Source organism: Paractinoplanes lichenicola, assembly GCF_016785085.1.
GTDB classification, from domain to species: domain Bacteria; phylum Actinomycetota; class Actinomycetes; order Mycobacteriales; family Micromonosporaceae; genus Actinoplanes; species Actinoplanes lichenicola.
The window spans coordinates 907,060-931,517 of record NZ_JAENHO010000002.1 but is presented as its reverse complement, the minus strand read 5'-3'; the positions used below and the strand labels follow the sequence as shown (position 1 = coordinate 931,517).

Sequence of the window (24,458 nt, the reverse complement as noted above, 5' to 3'; positions counted from 1 at the left end):
GGTCGCTATACCCGAAGGACCAGAATCGAAGCTTCGTCGCCGCGGCCGTCCCCACCTGCGGTGACAACGAGATCGACGGGCGCCGGGGCGTGGGCGCCGGCCGGGATGATCGCGCCGCCGGAGACGTCGGCGGCCGGTCGCAGCCGGTGGCTGGGCGTGGGAGTCCACTCCGTGCCGGTGTGGTGATCGTGCGAGGTCTCGGCGGCGGCGGAGAGGTGCGGGGACGCGACGGCGGCGGTCGACACGAGCGAGACCGCGCCCAGCGTCAGCAGCATCATCAGGACCGCGAACAGCCCGGCGCGTCGGCCCCGGGCGGCAGTCATGCGATCCAGCCTACGTCGGCCCCGGCGGAGGGGCCCACAACCGGAGCGGACATAGGTCATCATCGTGCTCGTGATGTGTGAGCGTTGTGGCGCCCGGCTGGATCATGCCGGGCAGGGGCACACCTGCCGGACGGCCTATCCGGAGCCCGGGGGCCTGCCGGTCGGCTGGCAGATCCTGACGGGGGTCGTGGCGCTGCTGGCCCTGATGCTGGGCCTGACCACTGTCGCGCACACGATCACCCGATTCCAGGCCGTCCAGTCGGGTGCTGCCGCCTTCGCCGGCGTCTCCGTGCTGATCAGCCTGATCTGGTCGGCCCTGGCGATCGTGGTGTTCGTCGCCCACATGTTCTGGAGCCGGGGCACCCGCCGGCTGGCTGACCGATTCGGGGACGAGTCCGGCTGGTACGTCCGCCCGCGGAACGTGGTCGCCCTCTACGTGGCGCTGTTCTTCCTCGGCGCTTTCGCCCTGTGCGCGGCGGGCGGCCGGCTGGGCCTGGCCGTCATCCTCGGCGGCGCCATCGAGTTCCTGGTGATCGCCTTCCTGACCCTGGCCGTGCTGGCGGGCTGGTTCCGCCTGCACCGCCTGGCCGCCGACTCGGCCACTCAGACGTACGGGGCCGCGGCCGTCCCGATCCCACCGAGCCGCCGCCCGGTCGAGTGGCCGGCCGCCGACCTGCCGGAAGCCGGCCCGCCCGCCGCCGGCGACCCGATCGTCGAGCAGCCGCGTGGCCTCGGCCCCCACCGGGCCCCGCTGAACGCCGTCGCCTCGGACGCCGACTGGAACCCCCACCACTGGGATCCGGAGGAGCAGCCCCCGGGCAACCACTAAAGAGGGGAAATTCCCGGTTTCGCGTGTGGGAATCGCTTAGGAGCAGAACCGTTGCGACGATCCTCTCGATGTATATGCAGGTCAGACGCGTCGGGGGGCGTTTCTCGTGAAGGTGGTCCGGTGTCTCGCAGTGGCGGGGATCGTGGCCGGGGCGATGCTGCACCCGGTCGCCGCGAGCGCGGCGGCGCCCGCTCTGCCCAGCCTGGTGGCGTACGTGCGCAACGGCGACATCTACGTCAGCAAGGGCTCGGCCGAGAAGCGCCTGACCACCGGCGGACACCAGGCCCGCCCGCGCTGGTCGCCCGACGGCAAGTCGATCGCCTTCCTCAAATCGGGCTACCTGTGGGTGATGAAGGCCGACGGCACCGGTCAGCGCCGGCTCACCACCCGCGCCGCGGCAGGGCCGTCGTGGGCGCCGGACGGCAAGTCGATCGCGTTCGCCTCGCTCTCCTGCACGGGCGGGCCGGGGGTCTATCGGATCGCCACCGCGGGCAAGGCGACCCCCGAGGTGCTGTTCCCGCGCGACTGCCGGGGTGAGGAACTGCCCGCCGAGCCGGCCCCGGTGACCTCCCGCGCAGGTTCGCTGCAGGAGCGGCTGAGCACCGACGACGCCGTGGCCTGGTCGCCCGACGGCACCCGGATCGCGTTCCGCGGCGGCGACTGCGACTCCGTCTACGACGCCTGCCTGAGCGTGGGGACGGTGGCCACCGGCGGCGAGCAGACCGTGGCCGCGTACGGCGGGGGCAGCCTGCAGACCAGCGGTTTCGCCGTGGTGCCGAGCTGGCGCGGGGACGGGGCGAAGCTGGCCTGGACGGCGTATCAGAAGGGCGAGACCAAGGCCGACGACCAGCCGCTGCACGTCGTCGAGTACGACACCAGGACCAAGGCCAAGCGTACGGTCGGCGGCGTCCTGGACCGCGAGATGGCCTACATCACGACGAGCCGGGCCGTGGTCACCGGGCAGTATCGGAGCGGCTCGTGGGTCGTGGTGGTCGACGTGGCGAGGGGCCAGCGGCAGCCGTTCCGCGAGGGCAGCCAGCCCAGCGTGCAGCCGGTGCGCTAGAAAGAGGCGTGAACCACCCGCCGATCCGCACCTTCCACCCCCGCCGCGGCCGCATGAGTGCCCGCCACGAGGACGCCCACGCCGCGCTGTGGCCGACCCACGGCCTGCTGATCTCCGACGGCGACCGCACGCCCCTCGACCTGGACGAGCTGTTCGGGCGCGACAACCCGAAGGTGCTCGAGATCGGCTTCGGCATGGGCGACACCCTGGCCGCGACGGCGCAGTCCGACCCGGGTCGTGACTATCTGGGCATCGAGGTGCACACGCCCGGCATCGGCAACCTGCTGGCCCTCCTGCAAGATCAAGACCTTTCCCACGTACGGGTGGCTCGCGGCGACGCCATGCAGTTGGTGCACCGCCTGGCGCCCGGCCGGCTGGACGCGATCCACGTCTTCTTCCCGGACCCCTGGCCCAAGGCCCGCCACCACAAGCGCCGCCTGATCCAGCCGGTCAACGTGGCCCTGCTCCGCGACCGCCTGCGCCCCGGCGGCATCCTGCACTGCGCGACCGACTGGCCCGACTACGCCGAAGCCATGGCCGAGACCCTCGACGCCGACCCCGGCCTCGAACCGGTCGACCGCAACCGCGCCGGCCGCCCCGAAACAAAATTCGAACGCCGCGGCGCCGGCGCGGGCCGCCCCATCACCGACCTCCGCTACCGCCGCCACCCAGCCCCCGCCGCGTGACCCACGACCAGCTCGGCCGCCATCAGCCGCCGCGCCGGCACCCACCGGCTGATCCGCGATCTCTCGGCCGCCCACCAGCAGCCTCACCACCCACCGCCTGACTCGCGACCAGCTCGGCCGCCCATCAGCCGTCTTCTCACCAGCTGTCTTCTCACCACCCATCGGCTAAACCGCGACCTCCTCGACGCCCACCAGCAACCTCCTGACCACCCACCGCCCGACCCGCAACCAGCTCGGCCCGCACCCCTACCCCTCACCAGCCGCTGTGCCAGCACCCGCCGGTCGGCTTGGCCCGTACTTCAATCTGCCGCCGCGCCGGCACCCACCGGCCCGCTCAGCCCGTACCCCAACACCAGCCGCCGCGCTGGCACTCTCTGGCTGGCTCGGTCTCTGCCCAACACCAGCCGTCGCGCCGGCACCCATTGGCTGGGTCGGTCCGTACCTGATGATTTGGGGCTTTGAAGCAATTAGCGCCTTATAGGCTGGACGGGTGGCTAAGCGGCTAGATGACCCCGGCCGCGAAGCCTGGCCGGGTGGCCTTGACGAGAACCTGCTGCACGAGGTGGCCGAGCTGCATCCGGCCTCGCTCGACGGCGGGGGCGCCGACGAGCTGGCCGCCCTGCTGGCCCGCGCCGCGCACGCGCCCGTCGGGGTGATCCACCTCGTGCGGGGCGAGACGCTGTCCCTGTACGGCAGCCACGGTCTGGCCGAGCCCTGGAACAAGCCGGAGGGACCGCTGGCCGGCTCGCTCGCCTCGCTCGTCCTGCGCGACGACGCCCCACTGGTGATCAACGACCTCACCCGGGCCGAGATCAGCGATCGGCGGGGGGCCTACCTCGGCCATCCCGTACGCGATCAGAACGGCGCCGTGCTGGCGGTGTGCTGCGCGGCCGACGTCGAGCCCCGGCAGTGGACGCCCGAGGACAGCGCGTCGGTGGCCGAAGCCGCGCACGTGGCCGGCCTGCTGCTGACCGAGCAGCTCGCCCGTTACGAGCTGGCCCGGCAGCGCAGTTTCCTCGACGCGGTGCTCGACAGCCTGCACGACGGCGTCATCGCCTGCGACGAGCAGGGCCGGATCGTCTTCGTCAACGAGCGGATGCGCCGGCTCTGGGGCGAGACCGGGCATCCCGGCGAGGGCTGGCTGGAGGGGCTGACCGACCCCGAGGGCAACCGGCTGCGCCGCGACGACCTGGGCCTGTTCCGGGCGCTCAAGGGTGATCATCTGGTGGACAGCGAGGTCGTGCTGAACGGCCCCGACCGCCGCCGGCACTACCTGGTCGACGCCCACCCGATTCCCGGGCCGGGTGGCCGCACGGCGGGGGCGGTGCAGGCCGTGCAGGACGTGACCCGCCGCAAACGGGTCGAGCGGTTCCGCACCTGCGAGCTGGCCGTCACCACCGCCCTGGCCGACGCGCCGAGCATCGAGGCGGCCGGCCCCCGCGTGCTGGAGGCCGTGGTCAGCACCCTGGAGTGGGTGCACGCCGAGCTCTGGCTGGTCGACGAGCCGGCCGCGGTGGTCCGGTCGGCCGCGCGGTGGAGTGCGGCAGGCTCCCGTTCCGACATCGAGGTGCCCAAAGACCTCCCGTACGGGGTGGGGCTGGCCGGACGGGCGTGGCAGGTGGGCAAGCCGCTGTGGATCCGGGACGTGGGCCGCCCGCAGAGCCTGATCTCGCCGGAGACTGCCGCGTCGGCCGACCTGCACACGGCGCTGGCTGTGCCCGTACGGGAAGGCTTTGAGACTCTTGGTGTGCTGACCGTCTTCGCCGACTCGATCGAGGACCCCGAGGACGAGCTGCTGGCCCTGATGTCGGGGATCGCCGCGCACATCGGGCAGTTCGTCGAGAAGCACCGCGTCGAGGATCTGCAGCGCCAGCTGATCCGCAGCAAGAACGAATATCTGGCGCTGGTCGGGCACGAGCTGCGCACGCCGCTCACGTCGATCAGCGCGTACACCGAACTGCTGCGCGAGGCCGACGAGAAGAGCCTGGTCGCCGACGGCCCGCGGCTGCTCGAGGTGATCGAGCGCAACACCAATCAGCTGCGCGACATCATCAACGAGCTGATGGAGCTGTCCGCCCTGGACACCGGGCACGCCGACATCCAGCTCCTGCCGATGGACCTGGCCGAGGTCGTGCGCGACTCCGTCCAGAAGACCCGGGCCGCCGTGGCCGGCGCCCCGCTCGTGATCAACGACGAGCTGCCCGAGCGGCTGGTGCTGCCGGGCGACCGCAAGCGCCTGCGTCAGGTGGTCGACAACCTGCTCGGCAACGCGGTCAAATACAGCCCCGACGGCGGGCAGATCGGCGTGACGCTGCGGGCCGCGGGCCGGGCCGCCGAGCTGGCCGTCTCGGACACCGGGCTGGGCGTCTCCAACGACGAGCGCGAGAAGCTGTTCACCGGGTTCTATCGCACGTCACGGGCGCGCGACACGGCCATCCCGGGCACCGGGCTGGGCATGACCCTGAGCCGCGCGGTAGTCAGCAAACACCACGGCAGCATCGAGCTGCTCGACCACGACGGCCCCGGCACGACGGTGCTCGTGCGGCTGCCCATGGAAGCCCGCTGAGCGCCCGCCCCACCGCCCCTCGCCCGCCCGCCTCCACGGCCCCTCGCCCGCCCGTCGCCATCGCCCCCTCCGCGCGGCCACCACTCGTTGACAACTTCTTAGCGGTTGTAACTCTGGTCACATGCTGATCAGCGGGTCAGGATGAGCTGCATGACCCGGTGGACTCCTGACCCGACGTTCTATCCCACCCCGCGCGACGCGGCGGGCGCCCCGGCCGAGCAACTGGCGTACGTGGCCGCCTTCGACCGGTCCGCGCGGCAGCCCGACGCGATCGCCGTCGTCGACACCGAACCTTCCTCCGAGACGTACGGCCGTGTCGTGGGCTGGACCGATCTGCCGCACACGGGCGACGAGCTGCACCACTTCGGATGGAACGCGTGCAGCAGCGCGCTCTGCCCGACCGCGCCCCACCCGCACGTCGAACGGCGCTACCTGATCGTGCCCGGCCTGCGGTCGTCGCGCATCTACGTGATCGACACCAAGGACGACCCGCGCGCACCCAAGATCGTCAAGGAGATCTCACCCGAGGAGTTCGGCGCCTCCGGCTACTCGCGGCCCCACACGATCCACTGCGGACCCGACGGCATCTACGTGTCGGCCCTGGGCAACGGGACCGACGGCGGGGGCCCGGGCGGGATCGCCGTCCTTGATCACACTTCCTTCGACGTACGGGGGAAATGGGAGGCGGACCGCGGGGATCAGTTCCTCGCGTACGACTTCTGGTGGCACCTGACCCGCGACGTGCTCGTCACCTCGGAGTGGGGCACGCCCGACATGATCGAGGACGGGATCAACCCGGAGCTGCTGCTGGGCCGCAAATACGGCCACCGGCTGCACTTCTGGGATCTCGCCAAGCGAACCCTGGTGCAGACCGTCGATCTCGGCGACCAGTATCAGATGACGCTCGAGCTGCGTCCCGCCCACGATCCGTCCCGCGAGTACGGCTTCGTGGGTGTCGTGGTCAGCGTCGAGGACCTGTCGGCGTCGATCTGGATGTGGCACCGCTCCGATTCGTCCGGCGGCTACGAGGTCACCAAGGTGATCGACATCCCGGCCGAGCCCGCTGCCACCGAGGATCTGCCGCCCGCGCTGCAACCCTTCGGGGCCGTCCCGCCGCTGGTCACCGACATCGACCTCTCGGTGGACGACCAATTCCTGTACGTCTCCTGCTGGGGCACGGGCGAGCTCAAGCAGTACGACGTGAGCGACCCGTTCCACCCGGTCGAGATCGGCTCGGTGCACCTGGGCGGCATCGTCCGCCGCACGCCCCACCCGTCCTTCCCCGACGAGCGCCTGGCCGGTGGCCCGCAGATGGTCGAGGTGTCGCGCGACGGCAAGCGCGTCTACGTCACCAATTCCCTGTACGGCTCGTGGGACGACCAGTTCTATCCCGACGGCGTGGGGGCCTGGCTCGCCAAGATCGACGTGTCGGCCGGCGGTTTCGCGGTGGACCCCCGGTTCTTCCCGCACGGCGACGAGTTCCGGGGACGGCGCGTCCACCAGACCCGCTTGCAGGGCGGGGACGCCAGCTCCGACTCGTACTGCTTCCCCTCCGCGTGACCTGGGGACAACTGGCCGCCCTGGCCGGGTTGGGTGCTTTTCACGGCCTCAACCCGGCCATGGGCTGGCTCTTCGCCGTGGCCCGGGGCATGCAGGAACGGTCCCGCCGGGTGCTGCTGACCTCGCTGCCCCCCATCGCCCTGGGCCACCTGGCCTCGGTCGCCATCGTGGCCGCGGTCGTCTCGGCCACGTCCTCGGTGGTGGCGGCCAACATCGTCGGCATCGCGGGCGGCGCGGTGCTGGTCGCCTTCGGCCTGTGGCGCCTGCTCTCCGAACGCCACTTCCGCTGGGCCGGCATGCGCCTGTCCAACACCCAACTGACGGGTTGGTCGTTCCTGATGTCCTCGGCCCACGGCGCCGGCCTGATGCTGCTGCCCGTGCTGGCCGCCACCCCCGTGGCCACCGGGCACTCCGGCCATGTCGCCCCCGCCGGCCTCGACGGCACCCCGCTGGCGGCCCTGGAGGGAGTGGCCGCCGCCGGCATCCACACGATCGCCATGTTCGCCGCCATGGCCGTGTGCGCGGTGCTGGTCTACGAGTTCGTCGGCGTCAACATCCTCCGCCGCGCCTGGTTCAACATGGACAAACTATGGGCCGCGGTCATGGTCGGCGCCGGCGCCCTGACGATCGCCCTGACCGCCTAACGTTGTCGGTCGTGACGGATGTGCGGCTGGAACCCATGACCGATGAACAATACGAGCCGTGGCGCGCCGAGGCCGAGGTGCACTACGCGGAGAGCGTCGTCGCCACCGGCCGTACAGTCCAGGACGCCGCTCGCGAGGCTGCCGAGACCTACGCGCGCCTGCTGCCCGACGGCCCCGCCACCCCCGACCACCACATCTGGCACGCCTACGACGGCGCCCGCCGGATCGGCTTCCTCTGGATCAAAGTCAACGGCCCGGCCGCCTTCGTCTTCAACGTCGCCGTCGAACCCGGCCTACGCCGCCAGGGCTACGGCCGCGCCATCATGCAAGCCGCCGAACGCTGGTGCCACGCCAACGCCATCACCCGGATCGGCTTGCACGTATTCGCCCACAACGCGGGCGCCCGCATCCTCTACGAACAACTGGGCTACGCCGAAACCGGCCGCAACATGGCCAAAAACCTGTAGCCGACACCGACCCGACCCCCGCGAGGTGCGCTCTGACCAAGGTCCGGCTGGACGCGGCGGGGCTGCGTGAGATGGGGGCTGGGCTGGGCGGAGCTGCGCGAGGTGCGCTCTGACCGAGGTCCGGCCGGGCGCGACGGAGTTGCGTGAGATGGGGGCTGGGCGCGACGGAGCTGGACGCCCTGTCGCGATGTCCGGTAAGTGACGAAGGTCCGCGACGCCCCGCCTGCAAGCGAGAGGCAGGGCGTCGCGGGCAGCGGTCAGGCGGCGGACGTGCCCCACATGGCCGTGAAGGCAGCCGCCTCCCCGGCCAGCCACGTCTCGATGTCGGTCGGCTTGGAGCCGGCGTCCAGCCGGTGGACCTCACCCCGGCGGAGGTCGACCAGGACCGGTTCGGCGTTGGGCAGAATCTGATCCATGTGCCGGGCCATCAGATGCAGCATCGCCGTCGTCAGCTCGGCCGAGGGCGGGGCCTCGTCGAAGTGCAGGCGGACCGCCTCACGCCGCCCGTCCTCGTACTTGAGGCCGAAGTGGGGGTTGATCTTTACGACCAGCGGGCCCACCGAGGCCAGCGCGTCGCGGGTCTGGGCCAGGCTGACCTCGGCCGGGTCGCCCAGCGAGGCCAGATAGGTCTTCGCGCCGGCACTGACCGACTCGTAGAGCGGCTTCCACCGCTCCTTGACCAGGTCGACCACGCCGGACAGGTAGCTCCCGCCGGTGCGGAACGCGATGTCGGCCTTGAGCGCCTTGACGAGCTGGCCGTGCGGGTTGAAGCCGGACCGGCGCTCACGCGCGCGACGCAGGCCGCCGACGAACGTGGCCTTGGCCGGGCCGGTGCGAGTCACATACCGGGTGAAGCCGAGCATGGTCGCGTAGGGCGGGATGACGGGCACGGGGTTGGTCGAGGGAACACTCAGGACAGACGCGGTCACGTCGATCTCCCAACTGGCCACACAAGATCAAAGGCGCTCTCGACACGCCGAAGATCAGCAGCTCACAGGCCTTATTCGTACATACATTCTAATCGACGGGTACGACATTCCCAAGTGCACAACCGCGTACCCCGCTGTCGCGTCCGCGGAGTTTCTGCGAGTGTCCGGGAACGTCGACGTCCTGCTCGACGGCCCGGCCCGAGTCAATACGTTCAGCAGCAGCTGGACGAAGCCGGCGCCACCGCCGAGACCTGCGACTGCGGGCCCGCAACGGCTGCAGCCGGGCTGTCCGCGCAGCAGTCGACGGCGTCGGGCATCGGCTTGTCACCGACGTTCGAGTCACCCTTGACGACATACACCTCCCACGGCTCCTGGCCAGGGCCCCGCACCCACACCTTGTCCTGCAGCGCATAGCAGCACTCGGTGTCGCCCTCAGTCAGGGTGACCAGGCCCGACTCGGTCAGCCGGGTGGTCGCCGCGTCGACCGCCTCGGATGTCTCGACCTCGACGCCGAGGTGATCCATCACCGTCGGAGTGCCGGACTCGCCTTCGAGCAGGACCAGCTTGAGCGGCGGCTCGGCGATCGCGAAGTTCGCATACCCCGGACGGCGCTTGGCCGGCTCGACGCCGAACAGCTTGGAATAGAACGCCACCGACCCCTCCAGGTCAGCGACCCGCAACGCGAGCTGAACACGAGACATCCCGGCACCTCCATCGGATTCGATTGTCATCTAATCCGCAGCTTGCCATCGGATTCGACGAGTGTCAAACTCGACGGGTGTCGAATCCAGAGGGCTGTTGCAACACGCCGATGGTCACCGAGCCGGTGACCGAGTCCGACGCCGTCGCGTTCGCGCAGACCTTCAAGGCACTCAGCGACCCGGTCCGGTTGCGACTGCTGTCGATGATCGCCGCCCGCGCCGGGCAAGAAGTCTGCGTCTGCGACCTGCTCGACGCGTTCACCCAGACCCCGCCGACCATCTCGCACCACCTCAAAGTGCTGCGCGACGCCGGGCTGATCACCGGTGAGCGACGCGCATCCTGGGTCTACTACCGGGTCGTCCCCTCCGCTCTGGCCGCGCTCTCGCAGCTGCTCGACGCATCAGCGATGACCGCCACGGCCGACGCGTGACCCTGCCCCCGCCGGGCCGGCGCCTTCGCCGGCATCGCCCCCGCCTCGGCACCCGCGTTCCTCGCCGCGCAAATCGCCGGCGGCCTGCTCGCCGTCGCCGCCATCGCCTGGTGGTAGGCCGGCGCCGGCCCCACGGCCGCAGACGTTGTCGTCCCGCACGCTCACCAGGAGGCCGCGCCACGATGAACACGATCACCGTCGCCGCGATGCGCGACAAGCACGCCGAACCCGTCCTCGAGATCTATCGGCTCGGGATCGCCACCGGCGATGCCACCTTCGAGACCGAAGCACCCGACGGCAGCCCTGCCATCGCCTGAGCCTCGGAGCCACCACCATGACCAGCACCAAGCCCAGCGTCCTGTTCGTCTGCGTCCACAATGCCGGACGCTCCCAAATGGCCGCCGGCTGGCTGCGCCACCTCGCCGGCGACACCATCGAGGTCCGCTCCGCCGGCTCCGAGCCCGCCGGCCAGATCAACCCTGTCGCCGTCGCCGCCATGGCCGAGGCCGGCATCGACATCACCGCCGAACACCCCAAGAAACTCGAGCCGGAGGCCGTCGAGGCCAGCGACGTCGTGATCACCATGGGCTGCGGCGACACCTGCCCGTTCTTCCCCGGCCGGCGCTACGAGGACTGGAAGCTCGACGACCCCGCCGGCCAGGATCTCGGCGCCGTCCGCCCCATTCGCGACGACATCCGCACGCGCGTCGAACAGCTCCTCCGCGAGCTGACCGGCCGGTCCTGACCCGAGGCGCGGGGAACGCTGAACGGGCAAGCGTGCAGCTCCGACGAACTGATAGCTGGCCTGGTGAGGCGGTCAGGAGTGGGCGGCCCACGTCTCGAACATCGCCGCGTAGTGGCCGCCCGCCGCCAGCAGTTCGTCGTGGCTGCCGGTTTCGACGATGTGGTGGTCGTCGACCACGATGATCCGGTCGGCTCGCATCGCGGTCGACAAGCGATGGGCGACGAGAATTGCCGTACGACCCTCGAGCAGCGCGTCCAGCGCCGCCTCGACGCGTAGCTCCGAGCGCAGGTCGAGGCTGGACGTGGCCTCGTCGAGCACGACCACGCGCGGCTCGGCCAGGAAGGCCCGGGCCAGGGCCAGCAACTGCCGCTCCCCCGACGACACCGACTGGCCCCGCTCGTGCAGCGGCGTGTCGAGCCCCTCCGGTGAGCGCTGCACGAGGTCGCGCAGGCCGACGGCGTCGACGGCGGCCCATACCTCGTCGTCGGTGGCGGACGGGCGGGCGAACGCGATGTTGTCGCGCAGCGTGCCCGCGAACAGGAACGGCTCCTGCGGGACGACCCCGATCTGGGTGCGCAGCGACTCCAGGGTCACGGACCGCAGGTCGTACCCGTCGATGGAAATGCTGCCCGAGGTCGGGTCGTAGAACCGGGTCACCAGCTTGGCCAGGGTGGACTTGCCGGCGCCGGTCGGGCCCACGCACGCGATCGTCTCGCCGGGTGCGATGTCGAGGTCGACGCCCGACAGCACGGGACGGTCCGGGGAGTAGCCGAAGGTCACGTCGTCGAAGACGATCCGGCCGGTGACCGGGGGCAGGACGACGGCATCGGGTGCGAAGACGACCGACGGCGCCGAGACGAGCAGGCCGCGGATCTTGCCGATGGCCGCCTTGCCCTGCTGATACTGCGTGTAGAGCTGCACCAGCTGCTGCACCGGCTGGAAGAACGAGTTGATGTAGAGCACGAAGGCGGTCAGCTCGCCGATCGTCAGGTCGCCGCGCAGCACCATGCGGCCGCCGATGAGCAGCAGGACGGCCATCGCGATGAGCCCGATCACCGACGTGCCGGGGCCGTAGATCGCGTTGATCCGGCCGGTGAAGTCGTTCGCGTCGCGATAGCCGCCGACGACCTCGCGGTGGGCGACGACGTTGCGCTCCTGGCGGTTGTGTGCGGTCACCACCCGTACGCCGTTGAGGCTCTCGGACAGGTCGGCGAACATCGTGGCGATGGCGTCGCGCTGGCGGTTGTAGCCCTTGTCGGCCGCATGCCGGAACCACAGCGAGGCGATCGTCAGCGGCGGCACGACCAAGGCCAAAGTGAGCCACGCTAACAAAAAGTTGTAGTGGAACAGCAGCCCGGTGACGACGACCATCGTCAGGCCCTGGATGAGGAACTGGGCGAAGCCGTCCTGCAGCAGGCTCTGCAACGACTCCACGTCGGAGGTCATCCGGGTCATCGTGACGCCGGCCTTCTCGCGCGTGTAGTAGTCGAGCGACATCCGCTGCAGGTGGGCGAAGATGCGGATGCGCAGGTCACGGGTGGCGGCCGCGGCGAGCAGGCCGCTCTTGCGCATGCGGACGGCGGTGGCGACCCCGGTCAGCAGCACGGCGGCCACGAAGCAGGCGGTGGCGATGATCAGCACGCGCAGGTTGCCGGCCGCGATGCCGTGGTCAATTCCCACCTGTACGAGGTAGGGCCCGGCCTGCAGCAGCAGCGTCTCGACAAGAATCGCCAGCGACGCCGCGAGGAGCAGCCCGGGCCGCCCGATCAGCAGGCGGCTCATCGAGATCCGCGGCCCGTCGTCGTGCACCGGGTCGAACGCCACGCCCGGGTCGCCGTGGTCGGGCTCGCGCGACTCCAGCCTGGCCACGCCCTCGCGCAGGTCGTCGGGGATGCCCGCGAACGGCAGGCCGTTGCCCTTACGCCCGGCCGCGCCGACGGTGGGCCGCCCGCCGACGTTGAAGCCCCCGAACCCGCCTCCGAACATGCTCACGGGGCGACCTCCACGGAGGCGGCGAGGACCTGGGCGTAGCGGGGTTCCGTGGCCAGCAGCGACGTGTGGGTGCCGTCGGCTATGACGCGGCCCGCCTCCATCAGGACGACCCGGTCGGCCAGCCCGATCGTCGACAACCGGTGGGCGACGATCAGGGTCGTCCGGCCGCGCATCTGGTCGCGTAGTGAGGCGTGGATGCGTTGTTCCACGGTGACGTCGATGGCGCTCGTGGCGTCGTCCAATACGAGCACCGGCGGGTTGACCAGCAGCGCCCGGGCGATCGCGACGCGCTGCCGTTGGCCGCCGCTCAGGGTGTAGCCGCGTTCGCCCACCACCGTGTCGTAGCCGTCGGGCAGGTTGCGGATGAACTCGTCGGCCCCGGCGGCCACGGCGGCTGCGACCACCTCGGCCCGGGAGGCGTCGGGTTTCCCGTACGCGATGTCGTCGTGCAGGGACAGCGAGAACAGGAACGGCTCGTCGGGCACGATGCCCACCTGTTGCCGCAGCGAGTGCAGGGCCAGCGAGCGCACGTCGTGCCCGTCGATCGTGACGCGCCCGTCGGTGACGTCGTAGAAGCGGGCGATCAACCGGCCCAGCGTCGACTTGCCGGACCCGGTGCCACCGACGACGGCCACCGTCTCCCCCGGGCTGATGTGCAGGTCGAGCCCGTTCAAGGCCACAGTCCCGTTCGGGTACGTGAAACGAACGCCCTCAAAGGCGAGGTCGCCCCGCAGCGGCACGTCGAGCGGGTCGGCCTGGTCGACGACGTCGCTCGGGGTGTCGAGGATGTCGTAGATGCGGCGCGCGGAGGCCGAGGCCCGCTGGCCCATCATGATCATCATGCCGAGCAGGCGGAACGGCGGCTGGAGCATGAGCACGTACGAGTTGAAGGCGACGATCGTGCCCACGGTGGTGCTGCCCTCGATCACCATGTAGCCGCCGACCAGCAGCACCAGCGCCAGCCCGAGGCGGGGCAGGTTGTCGAGCACCGGGTTCCAGCGGCTGCGGATCCGCGCGTCCTGCCGGTACGCCCAGCGGATGCGGTCGGCGCTCTCGGCGAGCTGCCGCAGCTGGCGGCCCTCGGCGGCGAATGCCTTCACGATGCGTACGCCCTGGATGTTCTCGTCGACCACGGTGGCCAGCTGGGCCAGCCGGGCCTGGATCATCCACGACACCGGGAAGATCGCCTTGCGCATGCTGACGCCGAGCACCCCGATGACCGGCATCGTGATCATGGCGACGATCGCCAGCGGCACGTTGATCGAGAGCATCAGCCCGAACGCGACGACCGCGATCAGGCACTGCACGAGGATCGACGGGCCGAACGACAGGTAGAGCTGTACGGCCCGGATGTCGGAGCCGCTGCGGGACATCAGCTCGCCGGTCTGCACCCGGTCGTAGAAGCCGAACGGCATGCGGGCCAGGTGGGAGTAGACGATGTTGCGCAGGTCGTATTCGAGCTCGTACGCCGTGCGCAGCAGATAGAGCCGGGCCAGGAAGTTGATCAGGCCTTGCAGCAGGGCCAGCCCGACGATCCACCAGACGTACGTGGTGAGCTGTGCGGTTTTCTCGACGACGGCCTCGTCGATGCCGATCCGGACCAGGTTGGGGATCTGCACCTGCACGATCAGGCCGGCGAAGGACAGCGTGAGCGACGTGATCAGCAGTGCCTTGTGGGCCTTGACCAGCGGCAGCGCCCGGCGCAGCCAGCCCTTGCGAGCGTCCGGATCGATGGACGCCCGGGGAGCGCGGCGGGACAAGGGCGCCTCCAGCAGCGAAGAACGACTAGTTAGCCTGGCTAACGATACTCTCCGGGGCGGGAGACGTGGGGGTGACGCGGCCCACGAGAAGCACCGAGGCCGCGCCGAGCAGCTGGCAGAGCCCGACCGCGGCCAGGATCACGGCGGCGCCCGCCCCGGCGGCCAGTCCGGCCGCCGCCGCCCCGGCCGCGGCCGCGGTGACCTTGAGCCCGGCGCCGAGCGAGAAGACCTGGGTGCGCAGCTCCGGCGGGGACTCCTGATCCCGTACGGCGAAAACCGCCACCGACACCGGCACACCCAGCCCACCGGCGAGCGCATAGAACGGCAGCCCCAGCCAGCCACCCGGCAGGAAGATCAGGATCGCGAACGGCAGGGCGCTCGCGGCGAGACAAAAAGCCACCACCGACTCCGGCCGCCATCGGCGGATCGGCCAGCGGGTGCACAACAGCGAGCCGATCAGGCCGCCGGCCGCGCCCGCCGAGAGGATCACGCCGGTCAGTTCGGGCCGCCCCTCGCTCGCCGCGACCAGGGCGGCCACCAGCGGCAACGCGCCGAAGCCGCCGATGCTGAAGACGGTTCCGGCGGTCACCGCGCCGAGCCGGGGCCGCCGCACCATCAGCGTGAACGCGGCCAGTGGCGAGGCGAGCCGGCGGCGTCCGGTGGCCACCGGCAGCGGCAACGTGATCAGGACGGCCGCCGCGGCCAGCACGAGCGCGGCCAGCCCGACGGTCGACCAGGCGGCGCCGGCCAGCCCGGCCAGCACGGCGGCCAGCGCGGGACCGGCGATCCCGGCCACGCTGTACGACATCACGTCGAGCCCGAAGGCGCGTTCCAGCCGGTCGGGCACGAGCTGACCCAGCAGGCTGCTGAGCCCGCCGATGAGCAGCGGGGCGACGCACCCGGCGAGCACCAGCACCGCGGCGGCGCCCACGGTGGACCGGCCGATCATCGCGGCCGCGGCGGCCAGGCAGGCGGCGTACGCGATATAGGCCGTGGCATAAAGGAGGCGGCGGCCCCGGACGGCGTCGGCGATCGCGCCCACCACCGGCGCGGCCAGCACGTGCGGCACCATCAGGGCCGCGATCAGGATGCCGCCGAGCCCGGGGTCGCCGGTGCGTTCGAGCACCAGCAGCAGGATCGAGACCCGGGCGCCCTCGTCGGCGAGACGTGCGAAGACCGCGACACACAGATAGCGGGCGAGCAACACTGGCTGGATTCTGCCCGCCTCACCCGACTCCAAATGGCTCGGGGTTCTCGGGTGGGCAGTGGGCGCCGGGGGCCACCGGCCGCAGCTTGAGCAGATATTTGTCGACCACGCCGGAGACGCACGGGCTCTTGTTGTACGCGACGTGACCCCACCCGTCGTACGTGAGCAGGCTGGTCGGGCTGCCCAGCTGGGCTGCCACGTTGTGCGCCCACGCGTACGCGGTGGCCGGGTCGTGCCGCGAGTTGACCAGCAGGATCGGGCCCAGGCCGGGCGGCGGCGTGACCACGGCCTGCGGGTTGTCGGGCGGCGAGGGCCAGCCGACGCAGCCGGTCAGGGCGCTGAGGGCGAGCGGCGAGACGAGCATCTGCGGTGCCCGGGCGGCCAGCGTCCGCATCCGCCACTGCAGGGCCGGGAAGCCGCTGACCCGCAGGTTCCAGTCCTCGCAGATGACCGGCGAGAAGCTGTAGTCGACGAGGTCGGCGGCGGGCGGGGCGGCCCGGCGGCGCTTGGCGGCGACCGGGGCGGTGGCGTCGCGCAGGTAGTAGGCGAACGAATACCACTGCGGCTCGTAGAACGCCGTGAACGCCGCCGTGAGCAGGTCGGACAGGCTGAGCTTGAGCGACGGGTCGTACGGGTTGCGCATCTGGCCGGCCCGCGCCTTGACCATGGCCGACGCCCACAACTTGAGCAGATCCTGGCCGCGCAGCACGCAGCGTTTGTTGCTGTCGCACCACTTCACGAACTCGCCGAACGCGTTCTGCGCGGCGTCGGTCTCGCGGGTCAGGAAGGTGTCGAGGTCGGCGCTGTGGTCCATCACGCTGTCGAGCACCAGGCCGCGCAGCCGGGAGGGATAGCGCTCGGCGTACTGCAGGCCGATCAGGGTCCCGTACGAGGCCCCATAGAAGTTGATCTTTTGTTCGCCCAGGGCGGCGCGCACCGAGTCGAAGTCGCGCACGACGCTGCCCGTGTCGACGTGGCCGAAGTGGGCCCCCGTCCGGGCCGCGCAGTCGGCCGCGAGCTTGCGGTTGAACGTGACCATCGCCGCGTACTGCTGCTCGGTCTCGACGAGCGGGGACGGCTTGGCGTCGAGCAGGTCGCGCGAGCAGAGCACCGGCGCGCTGCGGCCCACCCCGCGCGGGTCCACCCCCACGATGTCGAACCGTTTGCGCAGCTCCTCGCCGAAGAAGCCGGTCGCGCCGATCGTGAAGTCGTAGGCCGAGCCGCCCGGCCCGCCCGGGTTGACCAGCAGCACGCCGATCCGGTGGGCGGGATCGGTCGCGGGGCGGCGGGCCATGGTCAGCGTGATCGTGGGACCGGCCGGCTTGGCCCAGTCGGCCGGCACCTTGAGCTCGCCGCACTGCACCTTGGCGTCCTCGGGGCACACCGTCCAGGCGATCGTCGCCGCGCGGGCCGGGACGGGCGGCATGATCCCGTACGCCAGCAGGGTGATCACCATGAGGACCGCTCGCACGCGCTTCTCTCCGCCCCGCACGGCCGAGGCGCCGCGCGGCCCCATCTTCGGACGAACGAAGATCATGAGTCCGGTAAACCGGGGAAAGTTCGCCGGGCCGTGGCACCGTTGGGCCATGACACCCGCCGCCCGCGCCCGTCTCGTGTTCGCCTCGGCCAGCGCGTTCCTGCTGGTCGCCTGTTCCGACGGCGAGGCCGCGGCCCCGAGCGGCGAGACGTTCGCGCCGGCGACGCCCGCCTCCTCGGCCGCTTCGAGCCCCGCTCAGGAAAAGCCGAAGACCATCAGCCTGGGCAAGGGGCAAATCATCGCGGCCAACCTCGAGGTGCCGTGGGGGCTGGCGTTCCTGCCCGACGGCTCGGCCCTGGTCAGCGAGCGCGACCGCGGCGACATCCGGCAGATCCCGGCCGGCGGCGGCACCCCGAAGAAGGTCTACACGGTCGCCGGGGTCGACGCCGGCGGCGAGGGCGGCCTGCTCGGCATCGCGGTCGACCCCGATTACGAGCAGAACAAATTTGTGTACGCCTATTTCACCGCGAGCGGCGACAACCGGATCGTCCGGTTCACGCTCGCCGGCGGCAGCCCCACGGTGATCTTCAAGGGCATCGACAAGGCCCGCATCCACAACGGCGGGCGCCTCGCCTTCGGCCCCGACGATTTCCTGTACGTGGGCACGGGCGACGCCGGCAACGGCAGCGCGGCGCAGGATCGCGGGAACGTCAACGGCAAGATCCTGCGGATCACCCGGGACGGCAGGCCCGCGCCGGGCAACCCGTTCGCGGGCTCGCCGGTGTGGTCGCTGGGGCACCGCAACGTGCAGGGCCTGGCCTGGGGGCCGGACAAGAAGATGTACGGCATCGAGTTCGGCCAGAACACGTGGGACGAGGTCAACGTGATCCAGCCGGGCAAGAACTACGGCTGGCCCGAGGTCGAGGGCAAGGAGGGCGACGCCAAATACGTCGACCCGATCGTGCAGTGGGGCACCGACGAGGCGTCGCCGTCGGGCGCGGCCGTGGCCGGCGACACGCTTTACGTGGCCGGCCTGCGCGGCGAACGGTTGTGGACGGTCCCGCTCGGCGGCGGCGAGCCGAAGGCGGAGCTCAACGGCGAGCACGGGCGGCTGCGGACGGTGGCCGTGGCCCCGGACGGCGCGCTGTGGGTGACCACCTCGAACCGGGACGGCCGAGGTGATCCCCGCAACGACGACGACATGATCCTGCGCTTCCCCGCTCGCTGAGGAACGGGAACTACTTGTTGTTGGGCGGGAGCTCGGGCAGGGCCGAGATCGCCGCGGCGTACTGGGCGATCTGGCGGTTGTTGGGCACCACGCCGATGGCGCGGAGCTGGTCGTGAATGGCCTGGGCGACCTGGTCCTCGTGCTGACCCCGGTGGGTCTGCATGACCTTGTTCACGGCGTAGTCGACTCGGATCTGCTGCTGCCAGCCGGCGGTGCGGTAACCGCCAGCCCGGGCGTTGCTGATAGGGGCGATGGCTTCCATGCCCCGCTGTATCGGTCGTCGCGGGCCCGACTGAAAAGAAGGGAGGCGGTGCAACCCGATGGCTACCGGGTCACACCGCCTCGGACATCAGTGCGCCGGGGGCCGGTCGTCGTCCGTGCCGAGATCCGACGGGTCGGGCGGCTTGGGCGGGTTGAGCCGCAGCCACAGGAGGAACAGCAGGCCCAGCACGAGCATGCCGATGCCCATCCAGAGGTTGATCCGGACGCCCTCCGCCTTGTCGATCTCGGCCTGGCTGTCGAACAGGCCGATCAGCGTGACGATCACGCCGTAGACGACGAACAGGCCACCGATGACCCGCCGCACGTCGAAGAGCCGGGCCGCCGCCGACAGCTTCTTCTGGTCGACCTGGTCGTTGTTCTCCGCCATGGGGATACCTCCTTACCAGACCGGGATGTACAGGGCGATGGCCAGCACGACGGCGATCGTGCCGAGCAGGACGGGGTTGCGCCACCAGACCTTCTCGCCGGAGACGATCGCGGTGCCGTCCGACGTGCCGCCGAGGCCGTAGACGAGACCGCGCAGCTCGTCGTCGGGCTTCGAGGGGGTGAAGAAGGTGACCGCGACCGCGATGATGACCGCCGTCACGAAGGCCACCCCGGCGCCCCAGAAGCTCTGCTCCAGCGCCGAGTTGAACGCGATCGCGTCGGTCAGGTAGGCGACGTAGAGGGCCAGCGAGGCCAGGAAGCCGAGAACCAGGGACCAGAAGCCGGCCCACGGGGTCATCCGCTTCCAGAACATGCCGACGATGAACGTGGCGAACAGCGGCGCGTTGAACAGCGAGAACAGCTGCTGGATGTACTCCATGATGTTGCCGTAGCCGCTGGCGATGAACGCCGTGCCGATGCCGATGACGACACCGCCGATCGTGGCGTACCGGCCGATCCGCAGGTAGTACTCGTCGCTGCGGCCCTTCTTGATGTAGGCCTGCCAGATGTCGTACGTGAAGACGGTGTTGAAGCCGCTGACGTTGGCGGCCATGCCGGCCATGAACGACGCGAGCAGACCGGTCACCGCGATGCCGAGCACGCCGTTGGGCAGCAGGTCGCGCATCAGCAGCGGGATCGCGTTGTTGTAGGTGAGGTCGCCCTCGTCGGCGCCCAGCCCCTTGACCGTGATCACGGCGATCAGGCCGGGGATGACGGTCACGGCCGGGATCAGCAGCTTCGGGAAGGCCGCGATGATCGGCGTACGGCGGGCCGCGTTCATGTCCTTGGCCGAGAGGGCGCGCTGCACCTCGGCGAAGTTGGTCGTCCAGTAGCCGAACGAGAGCACGAAGCCGAGGCCGAACAGGATGCCGATCCAGTTCGCGCCGAGCGGGTTGTCGGCGCTGCTGCCGGTGTTCGACCACGTGTGCAGGGCGGCGTCGCCGAGCGGGCCGCTGCGTACGGCGTCGAACAGGCCGTCGATGCCGCCCACCTTGACCAGGCCGACGATCGTGAGCGGGATCAGGCCGGCCAGGATGACGAAGAACTGCAGCACCTCGTTGTAGATCGCCGAGGAGAGGCCGCCGATCGTGATGTACGTCAGCACGATCGCCGCGCCGACAAGGATCGAGACCCAGAGCTCCCAGCCCAGCAGCGCGTCGAGGATCAGCGCGAGCGCGAACAGGTTGACGCCGGCGATCAGCACCTGCGCGACGGCGAAGCTGATCGCGTTGAAGATGTGCGTCGGCTTGTTGAAGCGCCGTTTCAGGAACTCGGGAACGCTGCGCACCTTGGAGCCGTAGTAGAACGGCATCATCACGATGCCGAGGAACACCATGGCCGGCACCGCGCCGATCCAGTAGTAGTGCAGCGTCAGCAGGCCGTACTGCGCGCCGTTGGCGGCCATGCCGAGGATCTCGAGCGCGCCCAGGTTGGCCGAGACGAAGGCCAGACCGGTCACCCAGGCGGGCAACGACCGTCCGGACAGGAAGAAGTCGGCGCTGGTCTTGATCGCTCTTCGGGCCGCGAAGCCGACCCCCAGGACGGTGGCGAAGTAGAGAATCAGGATCAGATAGTCGAACAGGTCGAGATCGAGCCTCAGCCCGCTCTCCGCGGCAAGCACCACAGGCCACCTCCAGGAGAAAGTCAGCGGCGGACTACCCGACTCGAAGATCTTTCACACCTGAATGTGTCTCACGTGTTACCTGGCGCCGATCAAGACCTCGATCCCGTCCAGGATCCGCTCCAGGCCGAAGTGGAAGGCCTGGTCATGGGGGCCCGGGTCGGTCACCGCGGCCACCACCGCCGGGAACCGCTCGGCGTGCTCGCGCAGAACCAGCGTGACCGCGGCGACCATGGCGGCCTCGGACTGACCCGCGATCATGCGCACCTGACCGGCCAGCACGGCCACCGTGTCCATCCGCTGCCCACCGGTCAGCCCCGGCGGCAGCACGGCCAGCGCGCTCTCCATCCAGCCGAGCTCGTGCGGCCCGACGGGTCGCTCCCCCGTGGTCGCCTCGATCGCCCACCCATGCTGCCGATAGCGCTCGAGCAGGGCCTCGGTCCACGTGGTGAGCGCGGCCCGCCAGTCATTGCCGTCGAGCGCGGGGGGCTCGCCGACGACCCGCTCCAGCATGGCCGCGACGAGCTCGGCCTTGCCGGGCAGATAGCGGTAGAGCGACATCTTGGTGTAGCCGAGCTCGGCCGCGACCCGCTGCATCGAGACGGCGGCCAGCCCCTCGGCGTCGGCGACCCCGATCGCCACCTCGGCGATGCGGTCGAGCGTCAGCGCCGGCTTGGGTCCGCGCGTCGGCCGGGACCGCTCGCCCCACAAAAAATCCACCGTCATCTTGCCCTCCCATCAAATCGTGTCTACCGTACACAGTAATAACTGAGTCCGTCGGACACAGTTTCTCGACAGGAGTGCATCATGCGAGTTCTCATCTCCGGGGCCAGCGTCGCCGGGCCCGCGCTGGCCTACTGGCTGGGCCGCTTCGGCTTCGCGCCGACGATCGTCGAGATCGCGCCCGAGCTGCGCACCGGCGGGCAGGCCGTCGACTTCCGCGGGCCGCTGCACATGGGCGTGCTGACCCGCATGGGTGTGATCGACGAGCTGCGCGCGCTGGAGACCGGCGGCACCGCGATGCGGTTCGTCGACGAGCGCGGCGAGCGGCTGATGGAGTGGCCGGCCGGGCTGGCCGGCGGCGACCTCGAGGTCTACCGCGGCGACCTGGCCCGGGTGCTGTGCGCGGCCGGGGCCGGCCACACCGAATACCTGTTCGGCGACAGCATCGTGGCCCTCACCGAGCACGACGACGGGGTCGACGTCACCTTCGCGAGCGGGCTCGAGCGCACGTTCGACCTGGTGGTCGGGGCCGACGGCGTGCACTCACGGGTGCGGCGGCTGGCCTTCGGGCCCGAGGAGAAATTCGTCAAGCACCTCGGGTATTACGTGGCCGGGTGGGACGTGCCCGACGAGTGGCAGCTGACCAGCACCTCGCTGCTGCACAACACCCCCGGCCGGATGATGAGCGTGACCGGCGACCGGCGCCACCCCGGCCGGGCCGCCGCCTTCGCCGCCTTCGAGTCGCCCCAGCTCGACTACGACCGGCACGACCCCGGCGCGATGCGGGCGATCCTGCGCGACCGGTACGCGGGGATGGGGTGGCTGGCCCCGCGGCTGCTCGACCACCTGGAGGCGGCGGGCGGCGACTTCTGGTTCGACCAGATCTGCCGCGTCGACAACCCGGTCTGGAGCCGGGGCCGGGTCGCGCTGGTCGGGGACGCCGCGTGCGGGGCCACCATCGGCGGGCAGGGCACGGGCACCGCGCTGGTCTCGGCGTACGTGCTGGCCGGCGAGCTCGCGGCGGCGGGCGGGGACCACCGAGCGGCCTTCACCTCGTACGAGGAAAGAATTGGCCGTTTTGCCCGGGGCACCCAGAAGGGCGGCGACACGACCGGCCGTTTCCTGGCGCCCCGGACGGCACGCGGCATCCGGCTGCGGAACTACATGAACAACCGCGAATGGTTCCTCAACCTGACCTTCAAGATCGCGGCCGAGCGCAGCACGGGCCTCACTCTGCCCGAATACCAGCCAGCCGCTCCGGGGTCAGCTCGGCCACGTTCGTGACGACCAGCGAGGCCAAGACCAGGGCGTCCGGGGCGGGCGGATAGACACCGTGCGGCACGGCGATCACCGCGAGACCGGCCGCCCCGGCCGAGCGCAGGCCGTTGCTCGAATCCTCGACGGCGGCGCAGACGGCCGGGGCGAAGCCGAGCTTCTCGCAGGCGGTCAGATAGACGTCGGGGGCCGGCTTGCCGCGCGGCACCTCCTCGGTCGACAGGGTGACCCGGAAGGCGTCGGTCAGCCCGGCCGTCTCGAGCACCTGGTCGATCAGGAGGCGGGCCGACGAGCTGGCCAGCGCGAGCGGGTAACGCTCGCCGAGCCGCCGCACCGCCTCGACCGAGCCCTCGATGAGCGGGAGCGACGTGCGGTAGCGCTCGGCCATCCGGCCCAGCACATCGGCGGCGACCTGCTCGGGCGTACGGGGAACGCCGACGTCGTTCGCCAGGTGACCGGACCATTCCGGGGTGCTCATCCCCATCATCCGATCCTGGGTGTCGGGCAGGAACTCGCGGCCGTACTCGGCGACATAGCCCCGCCGGACCTCCTCCCAGACCTCCTCGGTGTCGATGATGACGCCGTCCAGATCAAAAACGACTGCTTCGATCGCCATCTCAGAAACCCTCCGCGGCCGGGACGATCTCGGATGCGAAGACCTCGAACTGCTTGGTGTCCCAGGCGTTGCGCAGGCCGCCGTGCCCGACCTCGAAGCCCATGCCGTGCAGCCGGCGCAGGCCCTCGATGATCTCGCCGACGCGCTCGTTCTTCTCGCCCAGGTCGAAGTTGTAGAGCACGGTCTTCTGGATCTCGTCGTAGTCGCGGCCGACGTCGTCGCAGTGCCGCTTGAGCACGTCGAGCTTGTGCTGCACCTCGGGGCCGGGGAACAGGTTGCAGGCGTCGGCGTACTGCGCGACCAGCCGCAGCGTCTTCTTCTCGCCCCCGCCGCCGACCAGGATCGGCAGATGCGGGCGGGCCAGCGGCTGGGGGTTGTTGAGCAGCCGGTCGAGCTTGTAGTGCGTGCCGTGGAAGGCGGTCTCGTCGCCCGCGAACATCTGCTTGCAGATCCTGAGGGCCTCCTCGAGGCGCTCGAACCGCTCCTTGGTCGGCGGGAAAAGCAGGCCGAGCCCGCGCGACTCCTCCTCGTTCCAGGCGGCGCCGATGCCCAGGATCGCGCGGCCGCCGCTGAGCACGTCGAGCGTGGTGACCGCCTTGGCCAGCAGGCCCGGGTCGCGATAGACCACGCCCGTAACCAGGGTGAGCAGCTTCGCGTTCTTCGTATGAGCGGCCACGAAGCCGAGCGCCGTGTAGGCCTCGAGCATGTCCCACTCCCGCGGGCCGATCACTCCGATCTGCCAGAGGTGGTCCGTCACGCTGATCCGCTCGAAGCCGGCCTCGTCGGCCGAGGACGCGATGTCGGCGAGCACCGGGCCGAGCCGCGGGGCGCCCTCGGGCCAGGTGAAGTTGGAGATGTGCAGGCCAAGTTTCACTGGTCTTACCCCTTTTCCAGGACATTCGCCGCA

The 24,458-nt window shown here is 70.6% G+C and carries 25 protein-coding genes; 12 read left to right on the top strand and 13 right to left on the bottom strand.

Annotated elements, in window-relative coordinates:
* Positions 1-5: 5 nt before the first annotated feature.
* Positions 6-323, bottom strand: coding sequence for a hypothetical protein (locus tag JKJ07_RS08805; RefSeq protein WP_202990722.1), 318 nt, complete (start codon positions 321-323; stop codon positions 6-8).
* Positions 324-396: 73 nt separating this feature from the next.
* Here JKJ07_RS08805 and JKJ07_RS08800 point away from each other — a divergent pair, with 73 nt between their 5' ends.
* From JKJ07_RS08800 to JKJ07_RS08770, 7 genes are all read left to right on the top strand, one after another.
* Positions 397-1,152: a hypothetical protein gene (locus JKJ07_RS08800; protein ID WP_202990721.1), complete on the top strand. Its 756-nt coding sequence runs from the start codon at positions 397-399 to the stop codon at positions 1,150-1,152.
* Between the two features lie 130 nt (positions 1,153-1,282).
* Entirely contained in the window at positions 1,283-2,215 is a 933-nt protein-coding gene (locus tag JKJ07_RS08795) for a TolB family protein (RefSeq protein ID WP_307834172.1), read from the top strand.
* Positions 2,216-2,268: 53 nt separating this feature from the next.
* Entirely contained in the window at positions 2,269-2,901 is a 633-nt protein-coding gene (gene trmB / locus JKJ07_RS08790) for a tRNA (guanosine(46)-N7)-methyltransferase TrmB (protein ID WP_236028673.1), read from the top strand.
* A gap of 490 nt (positions 2,902-3,391) precedes the next feature.
* Positions 3,392-5,467, top strand: a complete 2,076-nt coding sequence (locus JKJ07_RS08785) for a sensor histidine kinase (protein WP_202990719.1) — start codon at positions 3,392-3,394, stop codon at positions 5,465-5,467.
* 150 nt (positions 5,468-5,617) lie between these two features.
* Positions 5,618-7,027, top strand: a complete 1,410-nt coding sequence (locus JKJ07_RS08780) for a selenium-binding protein SBP56-related protein (RefSeq protein ID WP_202990718.1) — start codon at positions 5,618-5,620, stop codon at positions 7,025-7,027.
* Complete coding sequence (locus JKJ07_RS08775; protein WP_202990717.1) at positions 7,024-7,671, top strand: hypothetical protein; 648 nt, start codon at positions 7,024-7,026, stop codon at positions 7,669-7,671. The genes JKJ07_RS08780 and JKJ07_RS08775 overlap by 4 nt, the downstream gene beginning before the upstream one ends.
* Before the next feature lie 35 nt (positions 7,672-7,706).
* Entirely contained in the window at positions 7,707-8,138 is a 432-nt protein-coding gene (locus JKJ07_RS08770; RefSeq protein ID WP_202990716.1) for a GNAT family N-acetyltransferase, read from the top strand.
* 257 nt (positions 8,139-8,395) lie between these two features.
* On the opposite strand, the gene JKJ07_RS08765 is transcribed toward JKJ07_RS08770, so the two are convergent.
* Positions 8,396-9,001 carry a hypothetical protein gene (locus JKJ07_RS08765; RefSeq protein WP_202990831.1) on the bottom strand — a complete coding sequence of 202 codons (606 nt, stop codon included), beginning with the start codon at positions 8,999-9,001 and terminating at the stop codon, positions 8,396-8,398.
* Positions 9,002-9,279: 278 nt separating this feature from the next.
* The gene (locus tag JKJ07_RS08760; protein ID WP_202990715.1) at positions 9,280-9,768 is read right to left on the bottom strand and encodes an ArsI/CadI family heavy metal resistance metalloenzyme; all 489 of its coding nucleotides are present in this window, start codon (positions 9,766-9,768) and stop codon (positions 9,280-9,282) included.
* Positions 9,769-9,845: 77 nt separating this feature from the next.
* On the opposite strand from JKJ07_RS08760, the gene JKJ07_RS08755 reads away from it, so the two are divergent.
* The 3 genes from JKJ07_RS08755 (at position 9,846) to JKJ07_RS08745 (ending at position 10,944) form a co-directional block, all read left to right on the top strand.
* Entirely contained in the window at positions 9,846-10,199 is a 354-nt protein-coding gene (locus JKJ07_RS08755; RefSeq protein WP_438871369.1) for an ArsR/SmtB family transcription factor, read from the top strand.
* 182 nt (positions 10,200-10,381) lie between these two features.
* Positions 10,382-10,516 (top strand): GNAT family N-acetyltransferase, encoded by a 135-nt coding sequence (locus tag JKJ07_RS51065; RefSeq protein WP_268919092.1) that lies wholly within the window; start codon positions 10,382-10,384, stop codon positions 10,514-10,516.
* A gap of 17 nt (positions 10,517-10,533) precedes the next feature.
* Positions 10,534-10,944, top strand: a complete 411-nt coding sequence (locus JKJ07_RS08745) for an arsenate reductase ArsC (RefSeq protein ID WP_202990714.1) — start codon at positions 10,534-10,536, stop codon at positions 10,942-10,944.
* 72 nt (positions 10,945-11,016) lie between these two features.
* On the opposite strand, the gene JKJ07_RS08740 is transcribed toward JKJ07_RS08745, so the two are convergent.
* The 4 genes from JKJ07_RS08740 to JKJ07_RS08725 are packed head-to-tail and all read right to left on the bottom strand — an operon-like array spanning position 11,017 to position 17,374.
* Complete coding sequence (locus tag JKJ07_RS08740) at positions 11,017-12,930, bottom strand: ABC transporter ATP-binding protein (RefSeq protein WP_236028670.1); 1,914 nt, start codon at positions 12,928-12,930, stop codon at positions 11,017-11,019.
* 2 nt (positions 12,931-12,932) lie between these two features.
* Positions 12,933-14,696 (bottom strand): ABC transporter ATP-binding protein, encoded by a 1,764-nt coding sequence (locus tag JKJ07_RS08735; protein WP_202990712.1) that lies wholly within the window; start codon positions 14,694-14,696, stop codon positions 12,933-12,935.
* Positions 14,697-14,721: 25 nt separating this feature from the next.
* Positions 14,722-15,903: an MFS transporter gene (locus tag JKJ07_RS08730; protein WP_202990711.1), complete on the bottom strand. Its 1,182-nt coding sequence runs from the start codon at positions 15,901-15,903 to the stop codon at positions 14,722-14,724.
* A gap of 19 nt (positions 15,904-15,922) precedes the next feature.
* The gene (locus JKJ07_RS08725) at positions 15,923-17,374 is read right to left on the bottom strand and encodes an alpha/beta hydrolase (RefSeq protein WP_202990710.1); all 1,452 of its coding nucleotides are present in this window, start codon (positions 17,372-17,374) and stop codon (positions 15,923-15,925) included.
* A 115-nt stretch (positions 17,375-17,489) separates the two neighbouring features.
* On the opposite strand from JKJ07_RS08725, the gene JKJ07_RS08720 reads away from it, so the two are divergent.
* Complete coding sequence (locus JKJ07_RS08720) at positions 17,490-18,608, top strand: PQQ-dependent sugar dehydrogenase (protein WP_202990709.1); 1,119 nt, start codon at positions 17,490-17,492, stop codon at positions 18,606-18,608.
* Between the two features lie 10 nt (positions 18,609-18,618).
* Here JKJ07_RS08720 and JKJ07_RS08715 read toward each other — a convergent pair whose 3' ends face one another.
* The 4 genes from JKJ07_RS08715 to JKJ07_RS08700 form a co-directional block, all read right to left on the bottom strand.
* Positions 18,619-18,870 carry a hypothetical protein gene (locus JKJ07_RS08715; protein WP_236028480.1) on the bottom strand — a complete coding sequence of 84 codons (252 nt, stop codon included), beginning with the start codon at positions 18,868-18,870 and terminating at the stop codon, positions 18,619-18,621.
* A gap of 87 nt (positions 18,871-18,957) precedes the next feature.
* On the bottom strand, positions 18,958-19,257 hold the full coding sequence (locus JKJ07_RS08710; protein ID WP_202990708.1) for a hypothetical protein: 300 nt from the start codon (positions 19,255-19,257) through the stop codon (positions 18,958-18,960).
* A 12-nt stretch (positions 19,258-19,269) separates the two neighbouring features.
* Positions 19,270-20,937, bottom strand: a complete 1,668-nt coding sequence (locus JKJ07_RS08705; protein ID WP_438871368.1) for a sodium:solute symporter family protein — start codon at positions 20,935-20,937, stop codon at positions 19,270-19,272.
* A 78-nt stretch (positions 20,938-21,015) separates the two neighbouring features.
* Positions 21,016-21,663, bottom strand: a complete 648-nt coding sequence (locus JKJ07_RS08700) for a TetR/AcrR family transcriptional regulator (RefSeq protein ID WP_202990706.1) — start codon at positions 21,661-21,663, stop codon at positions 21,016-21,018.
* Between the two features lie 81 nt (positions 21,664-21,744).
* Here JKJ07_RS08700 and JKJ07_RS08695 point away from each other — a divergent pair, with 81 nt between their 5' ends.
* Complete coding sequence (locus tag JKJ07_RS08695; protein ID WP_202990705.1) at positions 21,745-22,944, top strand: FAD-dependent monooxygenase; 1,200 nt, start codon at positions 21,745-21,747, stop codon at positions 22,942-22,944.
* On the opposite strand, the gene JKJ07_RS08690 is transcribed toward JKJ07_RS08695, so the two are convergent.
* The gene (locus JKJ07_RS08690) at positions 22,889-23,551 is read right to left on the bottom strand and encodes an HAD family hydrolase (RefSeq protein ID WP_202990704.1); all 663 of its coding nucleotides are present in this window, start codon (positions 23,549-23,551) and stop codon (positions 22,889-22,891) included. The two genes, JKJ07_RS08695 and JKJ07_RS08690, sit on opposite strands and share 56 nt — an antisense overlap.
* A gap of 1 nt (position 23,552) precedes the next feature.
* Positions 23,553-24,425, bottom strand: coding sequence for an LLM class F420-dependent oxidoreductase (locus tag JKJ07_RS08685; RefSeq protein ID WP_202990703.1), 873 nt, complete (start codon positions 24,423-24,425; stop codon positions 23,553-23,555).
* Between the last annotated feature and the right edge of the window lie 33 nt (positions 24,426-24,458).

Coding starts and splice junctions, on each gene's coding strand:
- JKJ07_RS08740 (WP_236028670.1), bottom strand. CDS start 12,930: ATGTTCGGAGGCGGGTTCGGGGGCTTCAACGTCGGCGGGCGGCCCACC.
- JKJ07_RS08805 (WP_202990722.1), bottom strand. CDS start 323: ATGACTGCCGCCCGGGGCCGACGCGCCGGGCTGTTCGCGGTCCTGATG.
- JKJ07_RS08765 (WP_202990831.1), bottom strand. CDS start 9,001: ATGCTCGGCTTCACCCGGTATGTGACTCGCACCGGCCCGGCCAAGGCC.
- JKJ07_RS08780 (WP_202990718.1), top strand. CDS start 5,618: ATGACCCGGTGGACTCCTGACCCGACGTTCTATCCCACCCCGCGCGAC.
- JKJ07_RS08690 (WP_202990704.1), bottom strand. CDS start 23,551: ATGGCGATCGAAGCAGTCGTTTTTGATCTGGACGGCGTCATCATCGAC.
- JKJ07_RS08715 (WP_236028480.1), bottom strand. CDS start 18,870: ATGGAAGCCATCGCCCCTATCAGCAACGCCCGGGCTGGCGGTTACCGC.
- JKJ07_RS08720 (WP_202990709.1), top strand. CDS start 17,490: ATGACACCCGCCGCCCGCGCCCGTCTCGTGTTCGCCTCGGCCAGCGCG.
- JKJ07_RS08710 (WP_202990708.1), bottom strand. CDS start 19,257: ATGGCGGAGAACAACGACCAGGTCGACCAGAAGAAGCTGTCGGCGGCG.
- JKJ07_RS08700 (WP_202990706.1), bottom strand. CDS start 21,663: ATGACGGTGGATTTTTTGTGGGGCGAGCGGTCCCGGCCGACGCGCGGA.
- trmB (WP_236028673.1), top strand. CDS start 2,269: ATGAGTGCCCGCCACGAGGACGCCCACGCCGCGCTGTGGCCGACCCAC.
- JKJ07_RS08770 (WP_202990716.1), top strand. CDS start 7,707: ATGACCGATGAACAATACGAGCCGTGGCGCGCCGAGGCCGAGGTGCAC.
- JKJ07_RS08745 (WP_202990714.1), top strand. CDS start 10,534: ATGACCAGCACCAAGCCCAGCGTCCTGTTCGTCTGCGTCCACAATGCC.
- JKJ07_RS08695 (WP_202990705.1), top strand. CDS start 21,745: ATGCGAGTTCTCATCTCCGGGGCCAGCGTCGCCGGGCCCGCGCTGGCC.
- JKJ07_RS08800 (WP_202990721.1), top strand. CDS start 397: ATGTGTGAGCGTTGTGGCGCCCGGCTGGATCATGCCGGGCAGGGGCAC.
- JKJ07_RS08760 (WP_202990715.1), bottom strand. CDS start 9,768: ATGTCTCGTGTTCAGCTCGCGTTGCGGGTCGCTGACCTGGAGGGGTCG.
- JKJ07_RS51065 (WP_268919092.1), top strand. CDS start 10,382: ATGAACACGATCACCGTCGCCGCGATGCGCGACAAGCACGCCGAACCC.